Source organism: Bradyrhizobium sp. SZCCHNR1017 (genome assembly GCF_032381375.1).
Lineage (GTDB): Bacteria > Pseudomonadota > Alphaproteobacteria > Rhizobiales > Xanthobacteraceae > Bradyrhizobium.
Map to the genome: position 1 here is coordinate 80,575 of NZ_JAUHIR010000012.1, position 17,270 is coordinate 97,844.

Annotated in this window: 18 protein-coding genes and 1 other RNA gene; 8 read left to right on the forward strand and 11 right to left on the reverse strand. The window is 65.1% G+C overall.

From position 1 onward, the window contains the following. Positions 1-84 precede the first annotated feature (84 nt). On the reverse strand, positions 85-618 hold the full coding sequence (locus tag QW863_RS26055) for a chromate transporter (RefSeq protein ID WP_315713367.1): 534 nt from the start codon (positions 616-618) through the stop codon (positions 85-87). Then, on the reverse strand, positions 615-1,211 hold the full coding sequence (locus QW863_RS26060; protein ID WP_315713652.1) for a chromate transporter: 597 nt from the start codon (positions 1,209-1,211) through the stop codon (positions 615-617). Before QW863_RS26060 ends, QW863_RS26055 begins: the two co-directional genes overlap by 4 nt. Before the next feature lie 94 nt (positions 1,212-1,305). On the opposite strand from QW863_RS26060, the gene ssrA reads away from it, so the two are divergent. From ssrA to QW863_RS26095, 7 genes are all read left to right on the forward strand, one after another. Further along, positions 1,306-1,660, forward strand: a transfer-messenger RNA (tmRNA) gene (gene ssrA, locus QW863_RS26065). A 261-nt stretch (positions 1,661-1,921) separates the two neighbouring features. Continuing rightward, complete coding sequence (locus tag QW863_RS26070; protein ID WP_315752475.1) at positions 1,922-2,452, forward strand: SspB family protein; 531 nt, start codon at positions 1,922-1,924, stop codon at positions 2,450-2,452. Positions 2,453-2,548: 96 nt separating this feature from the next. Beyond that, entirely contained in the window at positions 2,549-3,973 is a 1,425-nt protein-coding gene (gene fumC / locus QW863_RS26075; RefSeq protein WP_315769111.1) for a class II fumarate hydratase, read from the forward strand. A gap of 238 nt (positions 3,974-4,211) precedes the next feature. After that, the gene (locus QW863_RS26080) at positions 4,212-4,397 is read left to right on the forward strand and encodes a DUF4169 family protein (RefSeq protein ID WP_315713370.1); all 186 of its coding nucleotides are present in this window, start codon (positions 4,212-4,214) and stop codon (positions 4,395-4,397) included. Next, complete coding sequence (locus QW863_RS26085) at positions 4,397-4,684, forward strand: ribbon-helix-helix domain-containing protein (RefSeq protein WP_315713371.1); 288 nt, start codon at positions 4,397-4,399, stop codon at positions 4,682-4,684. Before QW863_RS26080 ends, QW863_RS26085 begins: the two co-directional genes overlap by 1 nt. A 107-nt stretch (positions 4,685-4,791) precedes the next feature. After that, the gene (locus tag QW863_RS26090) at positions 4,792-5,067 is read left to right on the forward strand and encodes a ferrous iron transport protein A (RefSeq protein WP_315713372.1); all 276 of its coding nucleotides are present in this window, start codon (positions 4,792-4,794) and stop codon (positions 5,065-5,067) included. A gap of 20 nt (positions 5,068-5,087) precedes the next feature. Then, a complete protein-coding gene (locus tag QW863_RS26095) occupies positions 5,088-6,965 on the forward strand; it encodes a ferrous iron transporter B (RefSeq protein ID WP_315713373.1) in 1,878 nt (625 codons plus the stop codon). Between the two features lie 16 nt (positions 6,966-6,981). On the opposite strand, the gene QW863_RS26100 is transcribed toward QW863_RS26095, so the two are convergent. Then, positions 6,982-7,770 (reverse strand): NAD(P)H-dependent oxidoreductase, encoded by a 789-nt coding sequence (locus tag QW863_RS26100; RefSeq protein WP_315769112.1) that lies wholly within the window; start codon positions 7,768-7,770, stop codon positions 6,982-6,984. A 90-nt stretch (positions 7,771-7,860) separates the two neighbouring features. Between QW863_RS26100 and QW863_RS26105 the strand changes: the two genes are divergently transcribed. Further along, positions 7,861-8,784, forward strand: coding sequence for a LysR family transcriptional regulator (locus QW863_RS26105; RefSeq protein ID WP_315769114.1), 924 nt, complete (start codon positions 7,861-7,863; stop codon positions 8,782-8,784). Between the two features lies 1 nt (position 8,785). Here QW863_RS26105 and QW863_RS26110 read toward each other — a convergent pair whose 3' ends face one another. From QW863_RS26110 to QW863_RS26145, 8 genes are all read right to left on the reverse strand, one after another. Further along, entirely contained in the window at positions 8,786-10,657 is a 1,872-nt protein-coding gene (locus tag QW863_RS26110; RefSeq protein WP_315769116.1) for a bifunctional sugar phosphate isomerase/epimerase/4-hydroxyphenylpyruvate dioxygenase family protein, read from the reverse strand. Beyond that, positions 10,654-11,391, reverse strand: coding sequence for an ABC transporter ATP-binding protein (locus tag QW863_RS26115; protein WP_315713377.1), 738 nt, complete (start codon positions 11,389-11,391; stop codon positions 10,654-10,656). The genes QW863_RS26110 and QW863_RS26115 overlap by 4 nt, the downstream gene beginning before the upstream one ends. A gap of 10 nt (positions 11,392-11,401) precedes the next feature. After that, complete coding sequence (locus tag QW863_RS26120; protein ID WP_315713378.1) at positions 11,402-12,145, reverse strand: ABC transporter ATP-binding protein; 744 nt, start codon at positions 12,143-12,145, stop codon at positions 11,402-11,404. Beyond that, entirely contained in the window at positions 12,142-13,140 is a 999-nt protein-coding gene (locus tag QW863_RS26125) for a branched-chain amino acid ABC transporter permease (protein WP_315752466.1), read from the reverse strand. Before QW863_RS26125 ends, QW863_RS26120 begins: the two co-directional genes overlap by 4 nt. Further along, positions 13,137-14,012, reverse strand: a complete 876-nt coding sequence (locus QW863_RS26130) for a branched-chain amino acid ABC transporter permease (RefSeq protein WP_315752465.1) — start codon at positions 14,010-14,012, stop codon at positions 13,137-13,139. The genes QW863_RS26125 and QW863_RS26130 overlap by 4 nt, the downstream gene beginning before the upstream one ends. A gap of 71 nt (positions 14,013-14,083) precedes the next feature. Next, positions 14,084-15,223 (reverse strand): ABC transporter substrate-binding protein, encoded by a 1,140-nt coding sequence (locus tag QW863_RS26135; RefSeq protein ID WP_315713381.1) that lies wholly within the window; start codon positions 15,221-15,223, stop codon positions 14,084-14,086. A 79-nt stretch (positions 15,224-15,302) separates the two neighbouring features. Further along, the gene (locus QW863_RS26140) at positions 15,303-16,184 is read right to left on the reverse strand and encodes a shikimate dehydrogenase (RefSeq protein WP_315769118.1); all 882 of its coding nucleotides are present in this window, start codon (positions 16,182-16,184) and stop codon (positions 15,303-15,305) included. A gap of 121 nt (positions 16,185-16,305) precedes the next feature. Beyond that, positions 16,306-17,247 carry a LysR family transcriptional regulator gene (locus QW863_RS26145; RefSeq protein WP_315769120.1) on the reverse strand — a complete coding sequence of 314 codons (942 nt, stop codon included), beginning with the start codon at positions 17,245-17,247 and terminating at the stop codon, positions 16,306-16,308. Positions 17,248-17,270: the final 23 nt, after the last annotated feature.

The window sequence follows — 17,270 nt, forward strand, 5'->3', positions numbered from 1 at the left end:
CGATCGGCCTTGATGGCCGGCACTGTTTTCGTTCGGCGGCCCGGAGCAAACCGGTCGCGCTTCTATTTTGCCTAGCGACTTTCCCTAGAGAAGGCCAGCAAAACCAAGACAGCCGCCCGCGGCGAGCAGCCAGAGCGGATTGAGTCGCGTCATAGATGCAACGACTGCGGCAAGGACCGTCAGCGCGAACGCCCGCCACGTCTGGTCGGAAGCCTGACCGAGAATCCATGCGCTCGCCGCCATCAAGCCGATCGACAACGGCACCAGCGTCGCCTGCAGCATGGCGGGCCAGCGCGCATCCCGCGCATTCGAGAGCCAGCGGCTGACAAAATAGGAGAGCACGGCGGTGGGACCGCACATCGCGATCGTCGCGACCGCCGCGCCTGCCACGCCTGCGACCGAATAGCCGATCAGGGTGACGATCAGAACGTTGGGCCCGGGCGACAATTGCGAGAGTGCGAACAGATCGGCGAACTGTTTGTCCGTCATCCAGTGCCGGGCCTCGACTGCAACACGTTGCAGTTCGGGAATCGCCGCCACTGCGCCGCCAACCGCAAACAGCGAGATCAACGCAAAGGTCCAGAACAGCTGGAACAACGGATTGTCGTCCCCGCTCATCGTGCCGACCGCGTCTTGGCATAGGTGACGGCAAGGCTGAGCGGCACGGCCACCAGCAGAACCTCCTGAAGCGGCAGGCGCGCCAGCCCGATCGCCACGAACACGCCAGCCACGACGGCAACGCCCGCCACGTCGCTCTTCTTCAGGAGCGGCGAGATCATGCGAAACACCACCGACGCCAGCAGGCCCACGGCCACGCAGGACACGCCTGCAAGCGCCCGTCGCCACGTGTCGGCTTGTCCAAAATGACCGTAGATGGCGCCGAGAGAGGTGATCAGCAGCATCGGTGGTCCGAGCAGGCCGGCAAAGGCAGCGATTCCACCCGCGACACCGCGCAATCGCGCGCCGAACACCACGGAGAAATTCACGATGTTCGGTCCGGGCAGGAAATGACAGAGCGCGAAGGTCGCGTTGAACTCCTCCGCCGTCATCCAGTGATGCTCATCGACGATCGCACGCCGCGCGAACACCAGCACGCCGCCGAAGCCCGACAGCGACATTTTCGCGAATGCGAAGAAGAGCGTGCGGAGGCTGGGCGGGTGTCTGGCGATGTCGGCAGCGGGAGAGGCAACCTGCGCAGCTTCGGGAGGCATGCCGCACTGTAGGAGGACGAAAACCAGGCTGCCAAGGTCGAACCAGAGGTTCCCAGCAGCCGCCCACATTTTTGTCGCGCGCCGCGGCGTTTCGGCCCTGTGCATCCGCCGGCCGGCGGCCTATATAGGGGGGGCCGGCTTGCCGGCTATGGAAATAAATCGCCGTCGAAATAAACCATTCGGACCCGGGGGCGGTACCCGGCGCCTCCACCAAAGCCCACCGACGGATGGGTTTTGGCGGGGGCGAAATAGGATCGACGAGGGCGTAAAGGGCGAGCTTTTTCCCGGTATTGTTCCGCCGTTATCGGGCTACTGCAATAGTTGCCAACGACAACTTTGCTCCGGTTGCTCAGGCTGCGTAACGCAGTTTGAAAGACCACCTTAAAGTCCTAACGGGTTAAGCTCCGTTAGGCGGGGTTCGGAGGCACCTGGCAACAGAAGCCTCCACTTTCATTTGCCCCGCTTTAGCCGGTCTCCCCGTCGCGGGCCGTGCTGTCCCCAGTTTTTTGGCGCGTCATCCGTTCATTCCTCCGTTGACCGGACTTCCGCCAGCTTCTACCCGTTCCCATATCTGGCGATCGACCGGCATGGCTGCTGACCTCGGCACCGATGCCGGGTACGATGTGACTGACGCGAGTCGGGAATGCTGCTGCCTGCCGGGCGCGGCCGCTCGACACGTCGGGCGCAGCCCTCACGATACAGGACCGATCATGGCGACGGATCATATTCGATACGATGTGCTGGCGCGCGACGCGTTGCGCGGGGTGCTGCGCCGGGTGCTGACCGACGCTGCTGCCCATGGTCTCCCGGGCGAGCATCATTTCTTCATCACCTTCGTGTCCAAGGCCGAGGGCGTGAAGCTGTCGCCGCGGCTGCTCGCGCAATATCCGGAGGAGATGACGATCATCCTGCAACACCAGTTCTGGGATCTGGTGGTTTCGGAGGATCGGTTCGAGGTCGGCCTGTCGTTCGGCGGCATCCCTGAGCGCCTCGTGGTGCCGTTCCACGCGATCAAGAGCTTCTTCGATCCGTCGGTGCAATTCGGACTGCAGTTCGAGCCGTCGGAGGCGATTGCCGAGACGCCGCCAGCTCCGAAGCTGCCGGCCGCACCGGCGCCATCGGCCATCGCCGGTCCGCAGCCTGCGACACCGGCCGAGACCAGCGACGACAAGCCGCTCCCGCCGGCCTCGCCGGGGGAAGGCGCCGAGGTCGTGCGCCTGGACCGTTTCCGCAAGAAGTAGGCGCATTCGCCGCGCGAGGAACGCCGGTTGAACCACTAGATTGAAGCATGCTTGAACCGGTCGACGCCGGTTCACCACCAATCATGGGCATGCTTCATGGCACATTCAGCAAATCCATCATCGCACGGAGCGACGCGCACGGAGACCGACAGCTTCGGCCCGATCGAGGTCGCCGCCGATCGCTATTGGGGCGCGCAGACCGAGCGCAGCCGTCAGAATTTCCGCATCGGCCACGACCGCATGCCGATCGGCATCGTGCACGCGCTTGCGCTGGTGAAGATGGCCGCGGCCCAGACCAACCGCGAGCTCGGCCTGCTCGAGCCGCGCATGGCGGACGCCATCGTCCAAGCGGCGCAGGAGGTCATCGACGGCAAGCTCGACGACCACTTTCCGCTGGTCGTCTGGCAGACCGGCTCGGGCACCCAGAGCAACATGAACCTCAACGAGGTGATCGCCAATCGCGCCAGCGAGCTGCTGGGGGGCGAGCGCGGCACCAAGAAGCCCGTTCATCCGAACGACCACGTCAACATGAGCCAGTCGTCCAACGACTCGTTCCCCACCGCGATGCACATCGCCGCAGCGCGCGCGATCTCGGGCCATCTGGTGCCGGCGCTGTCGGAGCTGCTGGCGGCATTGCGCGCCAAGCAGGAGGCGTTCGCGGACATCGTCAAGATCGGCCGCACCCACACCCAGGACGCCACGCCGCTCACGCTGGGGCAGGAGTTCTCCGGCTACGCCGCGCAGGTCGAGAGCGCGATCGCAAGAATCGAGATTGCGGCGCGGGATCTCCTGCCGCTGGCGCAGGGCGGCACCGCCGTGGGCACCGGCCTGAACGCGGATCCGAAGTTCGCAAAGCTGTTCGCCAAGCATGTTGCCGACATCACCGGCCTGCCCTTCACCAGCGCGGCCAACAAATTCGAGGCGCTCGCGTCCAACGACGCCTATGTGTACACCCATGGTGCGCTGAATGCGGCGGCCGCCGGCCTGTTCAAGATCGCCAACGACATCCGCTTCCTCGGCTCAGGCCCGCGCTCCGGATTGGGAGAATTGATCCTGCCGGAGAACGAGCCGGGCTCCTCGATCATGCCGGGCAAGGTGAACCCGACGCAGTGCGAAGCGCTCACGATGGTGTGTTGCCAGGTGTTCGGCAATCACACGGCGATCACCATGGGCGGCAGTCAGGGTCATTTCGAACTGAACGTCTACAAACCATTGCTTTCACATTGCATGATGCAGTCCATACAATTACTAGGCGATTCAGCACGTTCATTCAGCGAACATTGCGTAACCGGTATTCAGGCCGACGCTGCTCGCATTCGCGAGCTGATGGAGCGCTCGCTGATGCTGGTGACAGCGCTTGCGCCGAAGATCGGCTACGACAACGCTGCCAAGGTCGCGAAATCAGCGCATCAGCGCGGCACCACGCTGAAACAAGAGGCTTTGCGGCTCGGTCTCGTCTCCGAGGACGAATTCGACCGCCTCGTCCAACCCGAGAGGATGACAAGGCCGGGGCGAGCGTAGCGGTAGCCCCGTAGTACTACGGGGGGTGATGCAATTCTCGCTGTTAACCCCTAAAGGATACTCTCGACTACAAGTTCTGCTGCGTTTGTTGAGTAAACAAATCCCGCTCGCAACGACGCGAATGGCCATCGAACTATCAGGGAGCGATGACATGATTGTCTGGAGAACGCCTGGGCTCATCCGCGCAATGCGCATGCTCTCGTCGCGACGTTCGATGGCTTAGATGATTGGAGCAAGCATGGGTGATGTCATCAACTTGAAGCGTTTCAGAAAGCGCGTGGAGCGCGATCAGGAAGCGAAGGTCGCCGAAAGCAACCGCGCTCGCTTCGGCAGGACGAAGTCCGAACGCGCAACTGACGCCCAACGCGACAAGCGCGCGAACGAATTACTCGATCAACATCGTATCAATGGCGAGGACGCGTGATGAAGTCGCCCGTCGTAAAACGTTCAATCGTGGTCGCAGGCCACAAGACCAGCGTCAGCCTCGAAGAGGCCTTCTGGAACGGCATGAAGGAGATTTCGGGTCTCCGTAACATGACCCTGTCCGAGCTGGTCGGAGAGATCGACAACAATCGCCAGCAGGGCAACCTGTCCTCGGCGATCCGGCTGTTCGTGCTCGACCACTTCAAGAGCCGCGCCGCAGCGTCTTCAGGCCTCGAGCCGAAGGCGGCGGTGGACACCCGGCACACGGCAGCCGCCGCGGCTCCTTGAGGCAGATCAGACGGCGATCCGCCCGGCCTGTTTAAAATCGCTCTAAGATGCCGCGGCATTTAACATGCCGCGCTTGACCTCTTGGCACGCGATTGAAAATACAGGCTATGAGCGAAATCTGCGATACAAGGCCGCCTCAGCCGCTCGGTCTCGCCCGGCGAGGCTATACCGGAACAATCCAGCATCTGGCTGCGGGCGGCGCAAGCTCGTCCCTGCCGGACGTCGAATTGGAGAGCCGGCTGATCGAACTGGGCTTCGTCGAGGGCGCCCGGGTCGAAATCCTGCATGAGGGGATCGTCGGGCGCGATCCGATCGCCGTGCGTGTCGACAACATCACCGTCGCGGTCCGCCGGCGCGAGGCCATGGCCGTCATCGTGGCATAGGCCGCGCGGAAAGCGTCGTCATGGAAAGCCCTCTGCTGCATCTGGCCCTGGTGGGTACGCCCAACAGCGGCAAGACCTCGCTGTTCAACGCGCTGACGGGAAGCCGCCAGAAGGTCGCGAACTATCCCGGGGTCACGGTCGAGCGCAAAGAGGGGGCCTTCGTCACCCCGCAGGGCCGCCAGGTCTCGCTGGTCGACCTGCCCGGCACCTACTCCTTGCGCGGTCGCAGCCCTGACGAGGAAATCACCAGGGATTTCGTGCTGGGACGTGCCACCGGCGAGGTCCTGCCCGATCTGGTGTTGTGCGTTGCCGACTCCACCAACCTTAGGTTGACGATCCGGCTGCTGCTCGAGCTCAAGAGCACCGGCCGGCCGCTGGCGCTCGTGCTCAACATGTTCGACATCGCCAAGCGGCGCGGCGTAACGGTCGACGTCTCCGCGCTGTCGCAGGCGCTGGGCGTGCCGGTCGTGACGTCGATCGCCGTGCGCAAGGGCGGCACCGACGACCTGCTGCGGCTGACCGACGAGCTCCTGGCCCAGGCGGCCGCGGCCACCGGAGAGCGCGCCAACACCTGGCGTCCCCTCACGGTCCCGGAGCTGCGCGCCACCCAGCGCGAGGCCGACCGTATCATCGCGGAGACGGTCAGCCTGCCCGAGCGGCCCGATACCTGGACCGCCCGGATCGATGCCATCGCGCTGCATCCGGTCGGCGGCCTGCTGATCCTGCTGGCGATCCTGTTCGTGATGTTTCAGGGGGTGTTCGCCTGGGCCCAGCCGCTGATGCAGGTGCTATCGGCGGCTTTTGATGCGCTCGGCCAGCTCGTTCACGACGAGCTTCCCGAAGGCCTGCTGCAGAGCTTCCTGCAGAACGGGGTGATCTCCGGCGTCGGCAGCGTCATCGTCTTCCTGCCGCAGATCATCATCATCTTCCTGTTCATCCTGCTCTTGGAAGATTTCGGCTATATGGCGCGCGCGGCGTTCCTGATGGACCGCATCATGGGCGGCGCCGGGCTGCACGGCCGCGCCTTCATCCCGCTGCTCTCGAGCTTTGCCTGCGCCATTCCCGGCATCATGGCGACGCGCGTGATCGACAACCGGCGCGACCGGCTCACCACGATCCTGATCGCGCCGCTGATGACCTGCTCGGCGCGGATCCCGGTCTATACGCTGATCATTTCGGCCTTCATCCCGCCGACCAAGATCTGGGGCCTGGTCAACCTGCAGGGCCTGGTGATGTTCGGGCTCTACGCCGCCGGGATCATCAGCGCGCTGCTGGTATCGTTCCTGGTGAAGTTCTTCCTGATGCGCGACTACCAGCCGGCGCCGTTCATGCTGGAGCTGCCGGACTACAAGATGCCGCGGTTGCGCAGCATTGCGATCGGCGTCTACACCCGCGCCAAGATGTTCTTGCAGCGCGCCGGCACCACGATCTTCGCGATGATGGTGCTGATCTGGTTCCTGGCGTCGTTCCCGCAGCCGCCGGAGGGCGCGACCGAGCCCGCGATCAATTACAGCCTCGCGGCGATGATCGGCCAGGCGATCGCCCCCCTGCTCTCGCCGGTCGGCTTCAACTGGCAGATCGCGGTGGCGCTGGTACCCGGCATGGCCGCCCGCGAAGTCGCAGTCGCCGCGCTCGGCACCGTCTATGCGATCGAAGGCGGCAAGGAGGCCGCCGAGCAGATCGGACAGGTGCTGGCCAGCAAATGGAGCCTCGCCACGGCGCTGGCGCTGCTCGCCTGGTACATTTTCGCCCCGCAATGCGCCTCGACGCTCGCCGTCATCCGCCGAGAAACCGGCAGCTGGCGCTGGATGGCTGTCACCTTCTTCTACATGTTCGCGCTGGCCTATGCGGCGGCGTTCGCGACCTACCACATCGCGGTCGCGATGGGCGCGGGCTGAGCCCGCGCCCTCCGCGTCAGCGCGCGGCGTCGACATGCAGCGCGAAGCCGCGCGCGTCCGGCGCGCCGAGCTCAGAACGAAGCTGCATCGACGGGATCAGATAGTCGCCGTGGTTCTGCCGCCGGTACGGAATCGGCTGATCCGTGAACAGCGTCCGCATCCGCGCGCGCAGTCGGTCAGCGATCTCAACAAATCCGGCCTCGTCGATCCGGCTCGCCTTGTGCGCCACGAAGGCCGGCAGCACGTCGAAGCCGGGATAGAACAGGATGCCATGGTTGATCGGAAACAGGAGATCGTCGATCGGCCCGTTGATGCCGCGCGCCGAATAGTGCTCCTCCCAGCCGCCGGTGGTCACGACCAGCATCGCGCGCTTGCCGGCAAACACACCCTCGCCATAGCGGTTGCCCCAGCGCTTGTCGCTGTGCTCGCCGACACCATAGGTGAAGCCGTAGGAATACACCCGGTCGACCCAGCCCTTGAGAATCGCGGGCATCGTGAACCACCACAGCGGGAACTGCAGGATGACCGCGTCGGCCCACAAGAGCTTCTCTTGTTCGGCTCTAACGTCGTCAGTGAGCGTGTGCGTCTTGAAGGCCTCGCCCGACGCGGTGGCAACGTTGAGGCGCGCATCCGGCGGCAGTTGCGGAAAGTCGGCGCGATCCGCAGCCGCCTTCCAGCCGATCGCATAGAGATCCGAGACCCTGACCTGATGGCCTTGAGATTCGAGCTCGGCAACCGTGACGTCGCGTAGGGCACCGTTGAGCGAGCGGGGGTCGGGGTGGGCGAAGACGAGCAGCACATTCATGGCCTTGATCCCTTTGCTGGAACAGCCGGAACATAGACGCGCGCCCACCTATTCACTATATGGCGTATATCGATAACATTATGCTGATTTATGGATAAGTCAGGCATCAGCCTCATCAACATGCGCAGTTTCGTCCGGGTTGCCGAGCGCGGCAGCCTGTCGGCCGTGGCGCGCGAGCTCGGGCTGGGCCAATCCACCATCTCGCGTCACCTTCAGGAATTGGAGGATGCGACCGGCGTGCCGCTGCTCAGCCGCACCACCCGGCGCGTGACCCTGACCGACGAAGGCAGCCGCTATTACGCGAACTGCGTCCAGATCCTCCGCCTGATCGACCAGGCCGGCGACGAGGCACGCGGTGCGCGTGGCGCCGCCGCCGGCACGATCCGGATCTCCTGTACGGCGGCCTTCGGGATCCTGCACATCACGCGGCTCGTCTTCGCGTTCCAGGATCGCTACCCGGACATCGCGATCGATCTCAATTTGACCGACGAGCGCATCGACCTCGTGCGGGAGGGTGTCGACATCGCACTGCGTCTCGCTCCGCTCACCGACAGTTCTCTGAAGCTGCGGTCGCTCGGCTACTCGCACCGGCTTCTTGTCGCCTCGCCGGACTATCTGGCGAAACGCGGCACGCCGCGCACGCCGCAGGAGCTGATCGGGCATGACGGCATCCGCATGACCAACGTCGCGGGCAGCGAGTCGCTCGTCGTCATGGGACCCGACGGAGAACGCCATGAGGTGCCGTTCAGAGGCTGCTTCCGCACCAATCACGGACTCGCGGTTCGAGAGGCCGTGCTGTCCGGGCGCGGAATCGGCGGGAGCCATGCGTGGCTGGTCGACGACCTCATCGCGGCTGGCAGGCTGACGGTCATCCTGCCCGACCACCGTCTGCCATCGACTCCCCTCAACATGCTGATCGTCCCGGAGCGCGCCGGCATCGCGCGCGTGCGGCTGCTGATCGACTACCTCGCCGAGGAGATCGTCCGGCTCCCCGGCATCCGGCCCGAGCCCTGAGCTAAAGCCGCGGCATCGCGTCCGGCCGCACCTCGCGGGCCTGCGCTGCCAGCCGGATCGCGGCATTGGCCGCACCGAAGCCCTGATAGTTGCGCCGCTGCACGATCTCGAAGAAGAAGCGCTCCTCGAAGACATGGGTGTAGACTTGGAAGAACTCGGCGTCGCCGTCGCGGTCGTACAGGATCTCGTTGGCACGGAGCGCTGCGATCGTCTCGGGCGCAAGATCATACTTGGCTTCGAGATCGTCGTAATAGTTGTCGGGAATGTCGAGGAAGCCGGCACCACGGGCGCGCATCTCGGCCACGGCCGCGAAGATGTCGTCGCAGGAGAACGCGATGTGCTGGACGCCGGAGCCGAAGAACTCGGAGATGAAGCGCGACGACAAGGTGCGCGTCGCCGTGGAGCCGTTGAGGATGAAGCGCAGGCTGCGATCGCCGTTGACGATCGCCTGGCTCTGCACGAGGCCCCTGGGGTCGGCGATCTCCATCTGCGGCAGGCGGGAGAAGTCGATGAGCCCGGCATAGAACAGCAGCCAGGACAGCATCTCCTCATGCGGCATCGACTGGGCGATGTGATCGACCGCGACGAGACGGTCGGTGCTCTTGTCGCTGGCGACGGCGTCGAAATCGACGTCCCAGTGCCGCCCGTGGGTATCCAGGAAGTACAGCAGGCTGCCGCCGACACCATGGATCGCCGGGATCTCCAGCTCGCCCGGCCCGACCGGCTGGGTGAAGGTGCGCGTCTTCAAGGACTGCGCCCGCGCCATGGCACGAGCGGCACTGTCGACGTCCAGCGCCAACGCGCAGACACCAGCCCCATGCGTGACGTAGTGTGAATGCGCAAAACTGGCCGGCTCGCAGTTGATCACCAACTCGATTGCGCCCTGGGACCAGCGCTGCACCGCCTTGCTGCGATGACGCCCCGTCTTGCGGAAGCCAAGCTGTCCGAACAGTCTCGCCAGAGACTCCGCTTTGTCCTCGCTGACCGCGAATTCGACGAAGCCGATGCCGTGGCTCTTGACCCGAGGCTCGAAGCGCGCGGCCGATGACGCCGGCGTCTTTCCAGCGAGGTCGTCCTGCAACAGCAGCAGCGAGCGCATGCCATCGAGCGCGGTGCGCGGCGCCGAGCCGGCGCGGAACTGATCGTTGAAGATCTCCAGCGACAGCGGCCCGAAATAGCCGGTCGCGGCGACCGCCTCCATGAACGCGCCTACCGGCAGATCGCCCTGCCCCGGAAAACTGCGAAAATGCCGGCTCCAGGACAGCACATCCAGTTCGAGCTTCGGCGCATCGGCAAGCTGCACCAGGAAAATCTTGTCGGCCGGAATCGCGCGGATCGCGTTGGTCGGCAGCGCCGGCGCCAGCGCATGAAAGCTGTCGAGGATGACGCCGATCGCCTTGTGATCGGCGCGGCGGACGATTTCCCAGGCATCGCGATAGTCATGGACGTGGCGGCCCCAGGCCAGCGCCTCGTAGCCGACGCGCAAGCCGCGCTTCGCGGCGCGCTCGCCGAGCTCGTGGAAATCGGCGGCGGCCCGGTCGATGCCGCCGAGCGAGGCCGGCGACACGCTGCTGCAGATCAGCAGCAGATCGGTGCCGAGTTCCTGCATCAGGTCGAACTTGCGCTCGGCGCGGATGAAGTTGCGCGCGCGCTGCGGCTCCGGCATGCCCTCGAAATCGCGGAACGGCTGATAGGCGCAGATCGCAAGTCCGAGGTCGCGGCACATCTGCCCGATCTCGCGCGGCCGCATCCCGAACGCGACGAGATCGTTCTCGAAGATCTCGACCGTATCGAAGCCGGCGGCGGCGATCGCCTTGAGCTTCTCGTCGAGCGCGCCTGAGATGGAGACCGTTGCGATCGAGCGCTGGTTCATGCCGCCGTCTCCTCCATCGCGCCGCCCAGGAACAGCTGGCCGATGCGCGGATCGGCCAGCACGCGGTCGGCCTTGTCGATGATGCGGGTGCGGCCGAGCTCGAGCACGATGCCGTAGTCGGAGATCTCCAGCGCCGAGCGCGCATTCTGCTCGATCAGGAGCACCGAGACGCCGCGGTCGCGCAATTGTTTCAGCATGTCGAAGGTCTGCTGCACCATCAAGGGCGACAGGCCGATGGAGGGCTCGTCGATCAGCACGAGCTGCGGCTCGAGCAGAAGCCCGCGCGCGATCTCGAGCTGCTTCTGCTCGCCGCCTGACAGGGTCGAGGCCTGCCGGTCCGCCTTCCTGCGCAGCACGGGAAAGACGTCGAGCGCCGCCTCGACACGGGCGGCCAGATCGAACTCGCGCGGTGCGGCCACGCCGCCGAGCTCGATATTGTGACGGACCGACAGCTCGCCGAAAATGTTGCGGCCCTGCGGGATGTAGCAGATGCCGGCGCCGAGCAGCGCGCGCTGGCTCAAGCCGGTGACGTCGCGGCCCTTGAAGACCACCTTGCCTTCGCGCAGCTTGAGCAGGCCGAAGATCGCCTTGAACACGGTCGACTTGCCGGCGCCGTTCGGACCGATGACGGTGGTGATCGAGCCCGCCGGCACCGAGAAGGTCGTGCCGTTGAGGATCGTCATCTTGCCGTAGCCGCCGACGAGGTTCTGGACGTCGAGAATGGGATCGCTCATCGCCGTCTCCTCAATGTCCGAGATAGGCTTCGATCACGGCCGGGTTGGCCCTGATCTCGTCGGGCTTGCCGATCGCCAGCACCTTGCCCTCCGCCATCACCATGACGCGCGAGCACAGCGACATCACGAACTCCATGTTGTGCTCGATCACCACGAAGGTGGCGCGGCGTTCGCGGTTGATCGCGATCAGCCGCTCCTTGAGGTCGCCCAGCATGGTCGGGTTGACGCCGCCTGCAGGCTCGTCGAGCAGCACCAGCCGCGGGCCGCCCATGAAGGCCATGGCGGCATCGAGCAGCTTCTGCTGACCATAGGACAAGCCACCGGCCGGCTCGTTGGCGAGATGCTCAAGCTTGAAGAAGCCGATCATCTGATCGGCCGCCTCCGTGAGCCCCGCATCCGACGGGCCGAACAGGCGCGACAGCATGCTGCCGCGATGCTCCTGGCCCGCGAGGATCAGATTGTCGCGCACCGACAGTTTCGGGAACACCTGCAGCAGCTGAAATGTGCGGCTGACGCCGAGGCGGTTCAGCTCGGACGGGCGCTGGCCGGTGACGAGCTTGCCGTCGACCCTGACCTCGCCCGCGCTCGGCACCAGCTGGCCGAGGATGCAGTTGAACAAGGTCGACTTGCCGCAGCCGTTGGGGCCGATGAGACCGAGGATTTCGCCCTCATGCACGTCGAAGCTGACGCCGTTGACGGCGGTGATTCCGCCGAAGCTCTTCTTGACGTCGCGTACGTCGAGAACTGCGGTCATCGCGCGGCCTCCAGCTTGGACTGAGCCGCGGCCCGCAACGCGGACGCCGCCTGGGTTCGCCGTGAGCTGAGATAGCGGTCGAGGATGCCGAGAATGCCGCTCGGCGAATAGATCAGCAGCACGATCACGGCGGCCGCATAGAGCATCAGATAATAGCCTTCCGCGAAGCGCAGCCACTCCGGCAGCAGCACCGCGATCATGGCGCCGAGGAACGGTCCCAGCATGAAGCCGGCCCCGCCGACGATGACCATCATCAGGAGGTCGAGCGAGAGCTGCAGGTTGAACGGCACGGGGTCGACGTATTGCGTCAGCGGCGCATAGAGCACGCCGGAGATGCCGCCGAGCACCGAGCCGATCGCGAATGCCATCAGCGTATAGCGGCGCGTGTCGATGCCGAGCGATTGCGCCCGGATCGGATTTTCGCGCAGCGCCATGAAGGCGCGGCCCCAGGGCGAGCGGATCAGCCACCACATCGCGAGCGTCACGAGGCCGAGGGAGCCGAGACAGAGATAGTAGAACGGCAGCGGCTTGCGGGTCGGGAAGCCGAAGATGTCGGGACGTGGAATGTTGCTGATGCCGTAGATGCCGTTGGTGAGCCAGCTCTCGTTGCGGAACACCAGGAACGCCAGCGTCGAAAACGCGAGCGTGACGAAGGCGAGATAGTGATGCTGAACGCGCAGCGCCGGATAGCCGAGGAGCCAGCCGACGATGAAGCAGATCACGATGACGAGGCCGAGCGCGGCAATCAGCGGCCAGCCATGCGTGGTCAGGATCGCCGCCCCATAGGCGCCAATGCCGACGAAGGCGCCCTGCGCCAGCGACACCTGCCCGGCGTAGCCAAGCGTAAGGTTCAATCCCATCGCGGCGATGGTCATCACGGCCCACTGGCTCAGGATGTACAGGCCGTAGCGGTTGAAGTTCATCGGGATGATGATCAGACCCGCAATGACCACGACGGCCAGCGCGACGAGAAGCAGTCTGCTGTGCTTGCTCATACCGTACGCTCCTCGGCGCGTCCGAGCAGGCCCTGCGGCCGGAACAGGATGACAAGGATCAGCAGCACCAACGGAACGGCGGCGCGATACTGGGTGGAGACGTAGGCCGCGGCGAGGTTGTCGACGACGCCGATCAGGAGACCGCCGGCGATGGCACCGCGCACCTGGTTGAAGCCGCCAACGATCGCGGCGATGAACGCCGCCTGCCCGAGCACCTCGCCGCTGGAGAACTTCGCGAGATAGATCGGCGTGATCAGCAGCGACGCCAGCGCGACCAGCACGGCATTGATCAGGAAGGTCAGGAGGATCATACGCTCGACGGGCACGCCGATGATGCGCGCCACCGTGGGATTCTGCGCGGCCGCCTGCATCTGATGGCCGAGCGAGGTGCGGTTCAACAGCGTGGTCAATCCGACGACCGCGAGGATCGCGACGGCGAGCACGCCGAGGCTCTGCAGCGAAATCGCCCGGCCCAGGACGGTGACGTCACCGACCGGCACGATCGAAGGGAAAGGCGAGGCCTCGGCGCTGAAGAACTGCTTCACCGCCTCCTTGATCCCGACCGCCAGCGCCATGGTGGCGATCGCCAGCGGCAGCACGCCATGCCGCAGCATCGGATCGACCAGCAGCATCTTGAAGGCGAGACCGAGCAGAAGTGCCGACAACAGGATGCCGACGAGAACCGCGAGCCAGAACGGCGCGCCGAGATGCATCACCGCGAGCATCAGGAAGGCCGGCAGCATCACGAACTCGCCCTGGGCGAAGTTGATGGTCTGCGAGGTCTGCCACAGCAAGGTGAAGCCGACGGCAACGAGCGCGTAGATGGCGCCGGTGGCGAGACCCGCCACGATCAGGTCGAGCAGATTGGACATCGTTTCCCCCTAAGCCTTTGGGTGACGGCGGCACTGGCATCCCCTCCGGCGCCGCCGGTCGACCGTTGTTCTCAGTTGAGCTTCGGCAGCACCTGCTTGACGACCTGCTTGCCTTCGACCACCTCGACCAGGAAGCCCTGGCGATCGATGTCGCCATTCTGGTCGAAGGTGACGTCCATCAGGATGTTCGGCTCGGCCGATGTCTTGATGGTCAGGCCGTGCAGCGTATCGGCAAACGCCTTGGAGTCGACCTTGCCCATCTTCTCGGTCGTGGCCTTGACCATGTAGATGGCGAGATAGCCCTTCAGGCCGTTATGGTCGGGCACGTAGTTGTACTTCTTCACGAAGCGGTCGCGGAACGCCTTGATGGCCTCGACCGGCGCATCGGTGGTGAGGCCGACATGGCCGCGAGCCCCGTTGGCCGCATCACCGGCGAGCTCGATGACCTTCTGGCCGACCAGCGTGGTCTCGCCGATCAGCGGCGCCGTCACGCCCTGGCGCTTGATCTCCTTGAGGATGCGCGCGCTCTCTTCCTCGTTGACATAGATGAAGACGGCATCCGGCGCGGCCGCCTTGATCTTGCTGACGTCGGCGGCGAAGTCGGCCTGGCCGGCTTCGGTCGACAGGTCGGCCGCGACCTTGATGCCGAGGCGGTTGAACTCCTTGGTGATGACGTCGCGTCCGCCGCGGCCGAAGTCGTTGTTGACCCAGACCACCGCCACCGACTTCGCCTTGATCTCGTCGTTGATGTACTTGGCGACCTTCGGCATCGACGATTGCTGGCCGAACGAGGTGCGGAACAGGAACTTGTTGCCGGCCTGCGTCAGCTCGGCCGCCTCGCCGCCCATGATCTGCGTGATGCCGGCTTCGGCCGCCAGCGGCGCCGTCACCTTCACCGATCCGGAATAGCCGGGCCCGAGCAGCACATAGGGCTCGGCGTCGAGCGCCTTCTGCACCTGGGCACGGGCGACGCCGGGGTTCGACTGCGAGTCGGCGTGGCTCACCTCGATCTTGCGGCCGAGAATGCCGCCCTTGGCGTTGATCTCCTCGACCGCGAGGTCGATGCCGTTCTTCCAGTTGGTGCCGACGGTCGCGCCACCGCCGGACAGCTCGGCGACGTTGGCGATCTTGATGGGGGCACCGGACTGCGCGTAGGCGGCTCCGGACAGCAGCACGGCCGAGCACAGTCCGGCCAGGATGATCGATCTCACGTTGTTTCCTCCTCTGCTCTAAACGCTTGTTTGCGTTTCTTGCTTGAACGACTTGTTCCGCCGCGTATTGGCGGTCGGCTCAGGCGGCGTCAACCGCCGGATATCTCTCCGCCATGTGATTGTCGAAGGCCGCCCCCATCGCCTCGGTCGACGGCGCGAGGCCCGTGAACAGCTCGAACGCGTCGGCCGCCTGGTAGATCGCGAGCTCGCGCCCGAGCAGGACCTGCGCGCCTTTGGCCTTCGCCGCCTTCAGCAGCGGCGTCCAAAGCGGCGAGTAGACGGCATCCGCGACCCAGAGATCGGCGCGCAGCAGATGATCCGGAACCGGTGTGCCGCGGTTCGGCAGCATGCCGATCGGTGTGCCGTTGACGACAGCCACCGCTCCCTGAAGCGCGTCTTCGACGCTGTCGACGACAGTCACCGTGGTGCCGGCAGGCAGCAGGCGCGCGAGCTTCGCGGCGCGCGCCCGCTCGGTGTCATAGATCCGCAGCCCAGCGACTGTGAGGTTCGCAAGTGCGAAGGCAATCGCCTTGCCGACTCCGCCGGCCCCGATCAGCGCCACGACGCCGCGATGGCTCTGGCTGACCAGCGGCGCCACCGCGCGCTCGAAGCCGGTGGTATCGGTGTTGTGGCCGATCAGCCGGCCGTCGCGGACGACGACGGTATTCACGGCGCCCATCGCCGCCGCCTTCGGCGCCAGCTCGTCGAGCAGCTCGACCACGGCTTCCTTGTAGGGATAGGTCACGTTGACGCCGGCAAAGCCGAGCCGGCGCACGCCCTCCAGCAGCATCGCCAGTCCGGCACGATCCGCGCCGGCGACCTCGATCAGCTGATAATGGCAGCGCACGCCGAGCGCCGCCGCGGCGTGCTCGTGCATGGCGGGAGAGGCCGAATGCGCGATCGGGGCACCGATCAAGCCGGTCAGGAATTTTCGGGCTTTGAGCGCGGAAAGATCAGGCACGTTCGCTTTTGTCTCTTGCTGCTGTGACGTGCGAGCGCCGCACGCGCGGATTTCGTTGCAGACGATAGCGCGTCCGCTCGCTAACACAATTACTCAAATATCGCCTGAACCTAACATCATGTTATTTTTCGCCGCCACCGGATTTCGCCGGTTTGGCCACCTGACGTCGGCCGGGCTCCAGCGCGCGCATCTCCGCGCGCAAGCAGTCGATGAAGTGTTCGGCGTAGAGCGACAGCGGCGTACCGCGCTTGACCGCGATGTAGGTGTCGAACCGCGTCGGCTCGGCGATCTTGATCAACTCAATGCCGGGATAGCCGCCATGCGCGACCGTGAACTGGTCGATCACAGCGATGCCGAGCCCGGCCTTCACCAGCGCGCAGACTGTGGTGCCAAAGCGCGCCTTGATCGAGATATTGTAGCTGAGTTTGTTGCGCGCGAAGATCTCGGCCATGATCCGGCCGTAGGGGTCGTTGGGATCGATGCCGATCAGCGGATAGCGCGTCATCTCGGCAGCCGAGACCTGTTTGCGGCCGGCGAGCTCGTGTCCCGGCGGCACGATGCAGAACAATTCGCCTGAGGCCAGCGGCAGGAATTCGAGCCCGGAATGATCGAGCCGGTAGCTCATCGCCACGCACTCGCCCTTTCCCAGCATCAGATAGTCGATCGCCTCCTCGATCTTGAGGATGTTGATGTCGATGCCCAAATCAGGATAGCGGCGGCGGACGCGCTCGATCGCGCGCGGCACCATCACCTGGGAGATGCTGGGCACCGAGCCGACGCGCAGTTCCGACAGCGCGCCACGGCCGATGTTGGAGATGATGTAGCTGAGATCGTCGACCTTCTCGTAGACGCTGTTGATCTGCTCGAAGATGTTCTGCGCCTCGGGCGTCGGGAAGTAGCGGCCGTTCTGGCGCTGGAAAAAGCGGATGCCGAGCGAGCGCTCGGTGTATTTCACCAGACGGCTGACGCCCGGTGCCGACACCTTCAGCAGGCGCGCGGCGCCGTTGATGGTGCCCGTCACCATGACCGCGCGAATGACCTCGACCTGTCGCAAGGTCATCATCGGCGCGGTCCCCGCACGCCGTC

Bases quoted from the DNA above. Each gene is read 5' to 3' on its own strand.
- QW863_RS26120 (WP_315713378.1), bottom strand. From the start codon at position 12,145: ATGACCGCAGTTCTCGACGTACGCGACGTCAAGAAGAGCTTCGGCGGA.
- QW863_RS26055 (WP_315713367.1), bottom strand. From the start codon at position 618: ATGAGCGGGGACGACAATCCGTTGTTCCAGCTGTTCTGGACCTTTGCG.
- QW863_RS26080 (WP_315713370.1), top strand. From the start codon at position 4,212: ATGGGTGATGTCATCAACTTGAAGCGTTTCAGAAAGCGCGTGGAGCGC.
- QW863_RS26090 (WP_315713372.1), top strand. From the start codon at position 4,792: ATGAGCGAAATCTGCGATACAAGGCCGCCTCAGCCGCTCGGTCTCGCC.
- QW863_RS26130 (WP_315752465.1), bottom strand. From the start codon at position 14,012: ATGTCCAATCTGCTCGACCTGATCGTGGCGGGTCTCGCCACCGGCGCC.
- QW863_RS26110 (WP_315769116.1), bottom strand. From the start codon at position 10,657: ATGAACCAGCGCTCGATCGCAACGGTCTCCATCTCAGGCGCGCTCGAC.
- QW863_RS26125 (WP_315752466.1), bottom strand. From the start codon at position 13,140: ATGAGCAAGCACAGCAGACTGCTTCTCGTCGCGCTGGCCGTCGTGGTC.
- fumC (WP_315769111.1), top strand. From the start codon at position 2,549: ATGGCACATTCAGCAAATCCATCATCGCACGGAGCGACGCGCACGGAG.
- QW863_RS26095 (WP_315713373.1), top strand. From the start codon at position 5,088: ATGGAAAGCCCTCTGCTGCATCTGGCCCTGGTGGGTACGCCCAACAGC.
- QW863_RS26070 (WP_315752475.1), top strand. From the start codon at position 1,922: ATGGCGACGGATCATATTCGATACGATGTGCTGGCGCGCGACGCGTTG.
- QW863_RS26085 (WP_315713371.1), top strand. From the start codon at position 4,397: ATGAAGTCGCCCGTCGTAAAACGTTCAATCGTGGTCGCAGGCCACAAG.
- QW863_RS26060 (WP_315713652.1), bottom strand. From the start codon at position 1,211: ATGCCTCCCGAAGCTGCGCAGGTTGCCTCTCCCGCTGCCGACATCGCC.
- QW863_RS26115 (WP_315713377.1), bottom strand. From the start codon at position 11,391: ATGAGCGATCCCATTCTCGACGTCCAGAACCTCGTCGGCGGCTACGGC.
- QW863_RS26145 (WP_315769120.1), bottom strand. From the start codon at position 17,247: ATGATGACCTTGCGACAGGTCGAGGTCATTCGCGCGGTCATGGTGACG.
- QW863_RS26105 (WP_315769114.1), top strand. From the start codon at position 7,861: ATGGATAAGTCAGGCATCAGCCTCATCAACATGCGCAGTTTCGTCCGG.
- QW863_RS26100 (WP_315769112.1), bottom strand. From the start codon at position 7,770: ATGAATGTGCTGCTCGTCTTCGCCCACCCCGACCCCCGCTCGCTCAAC.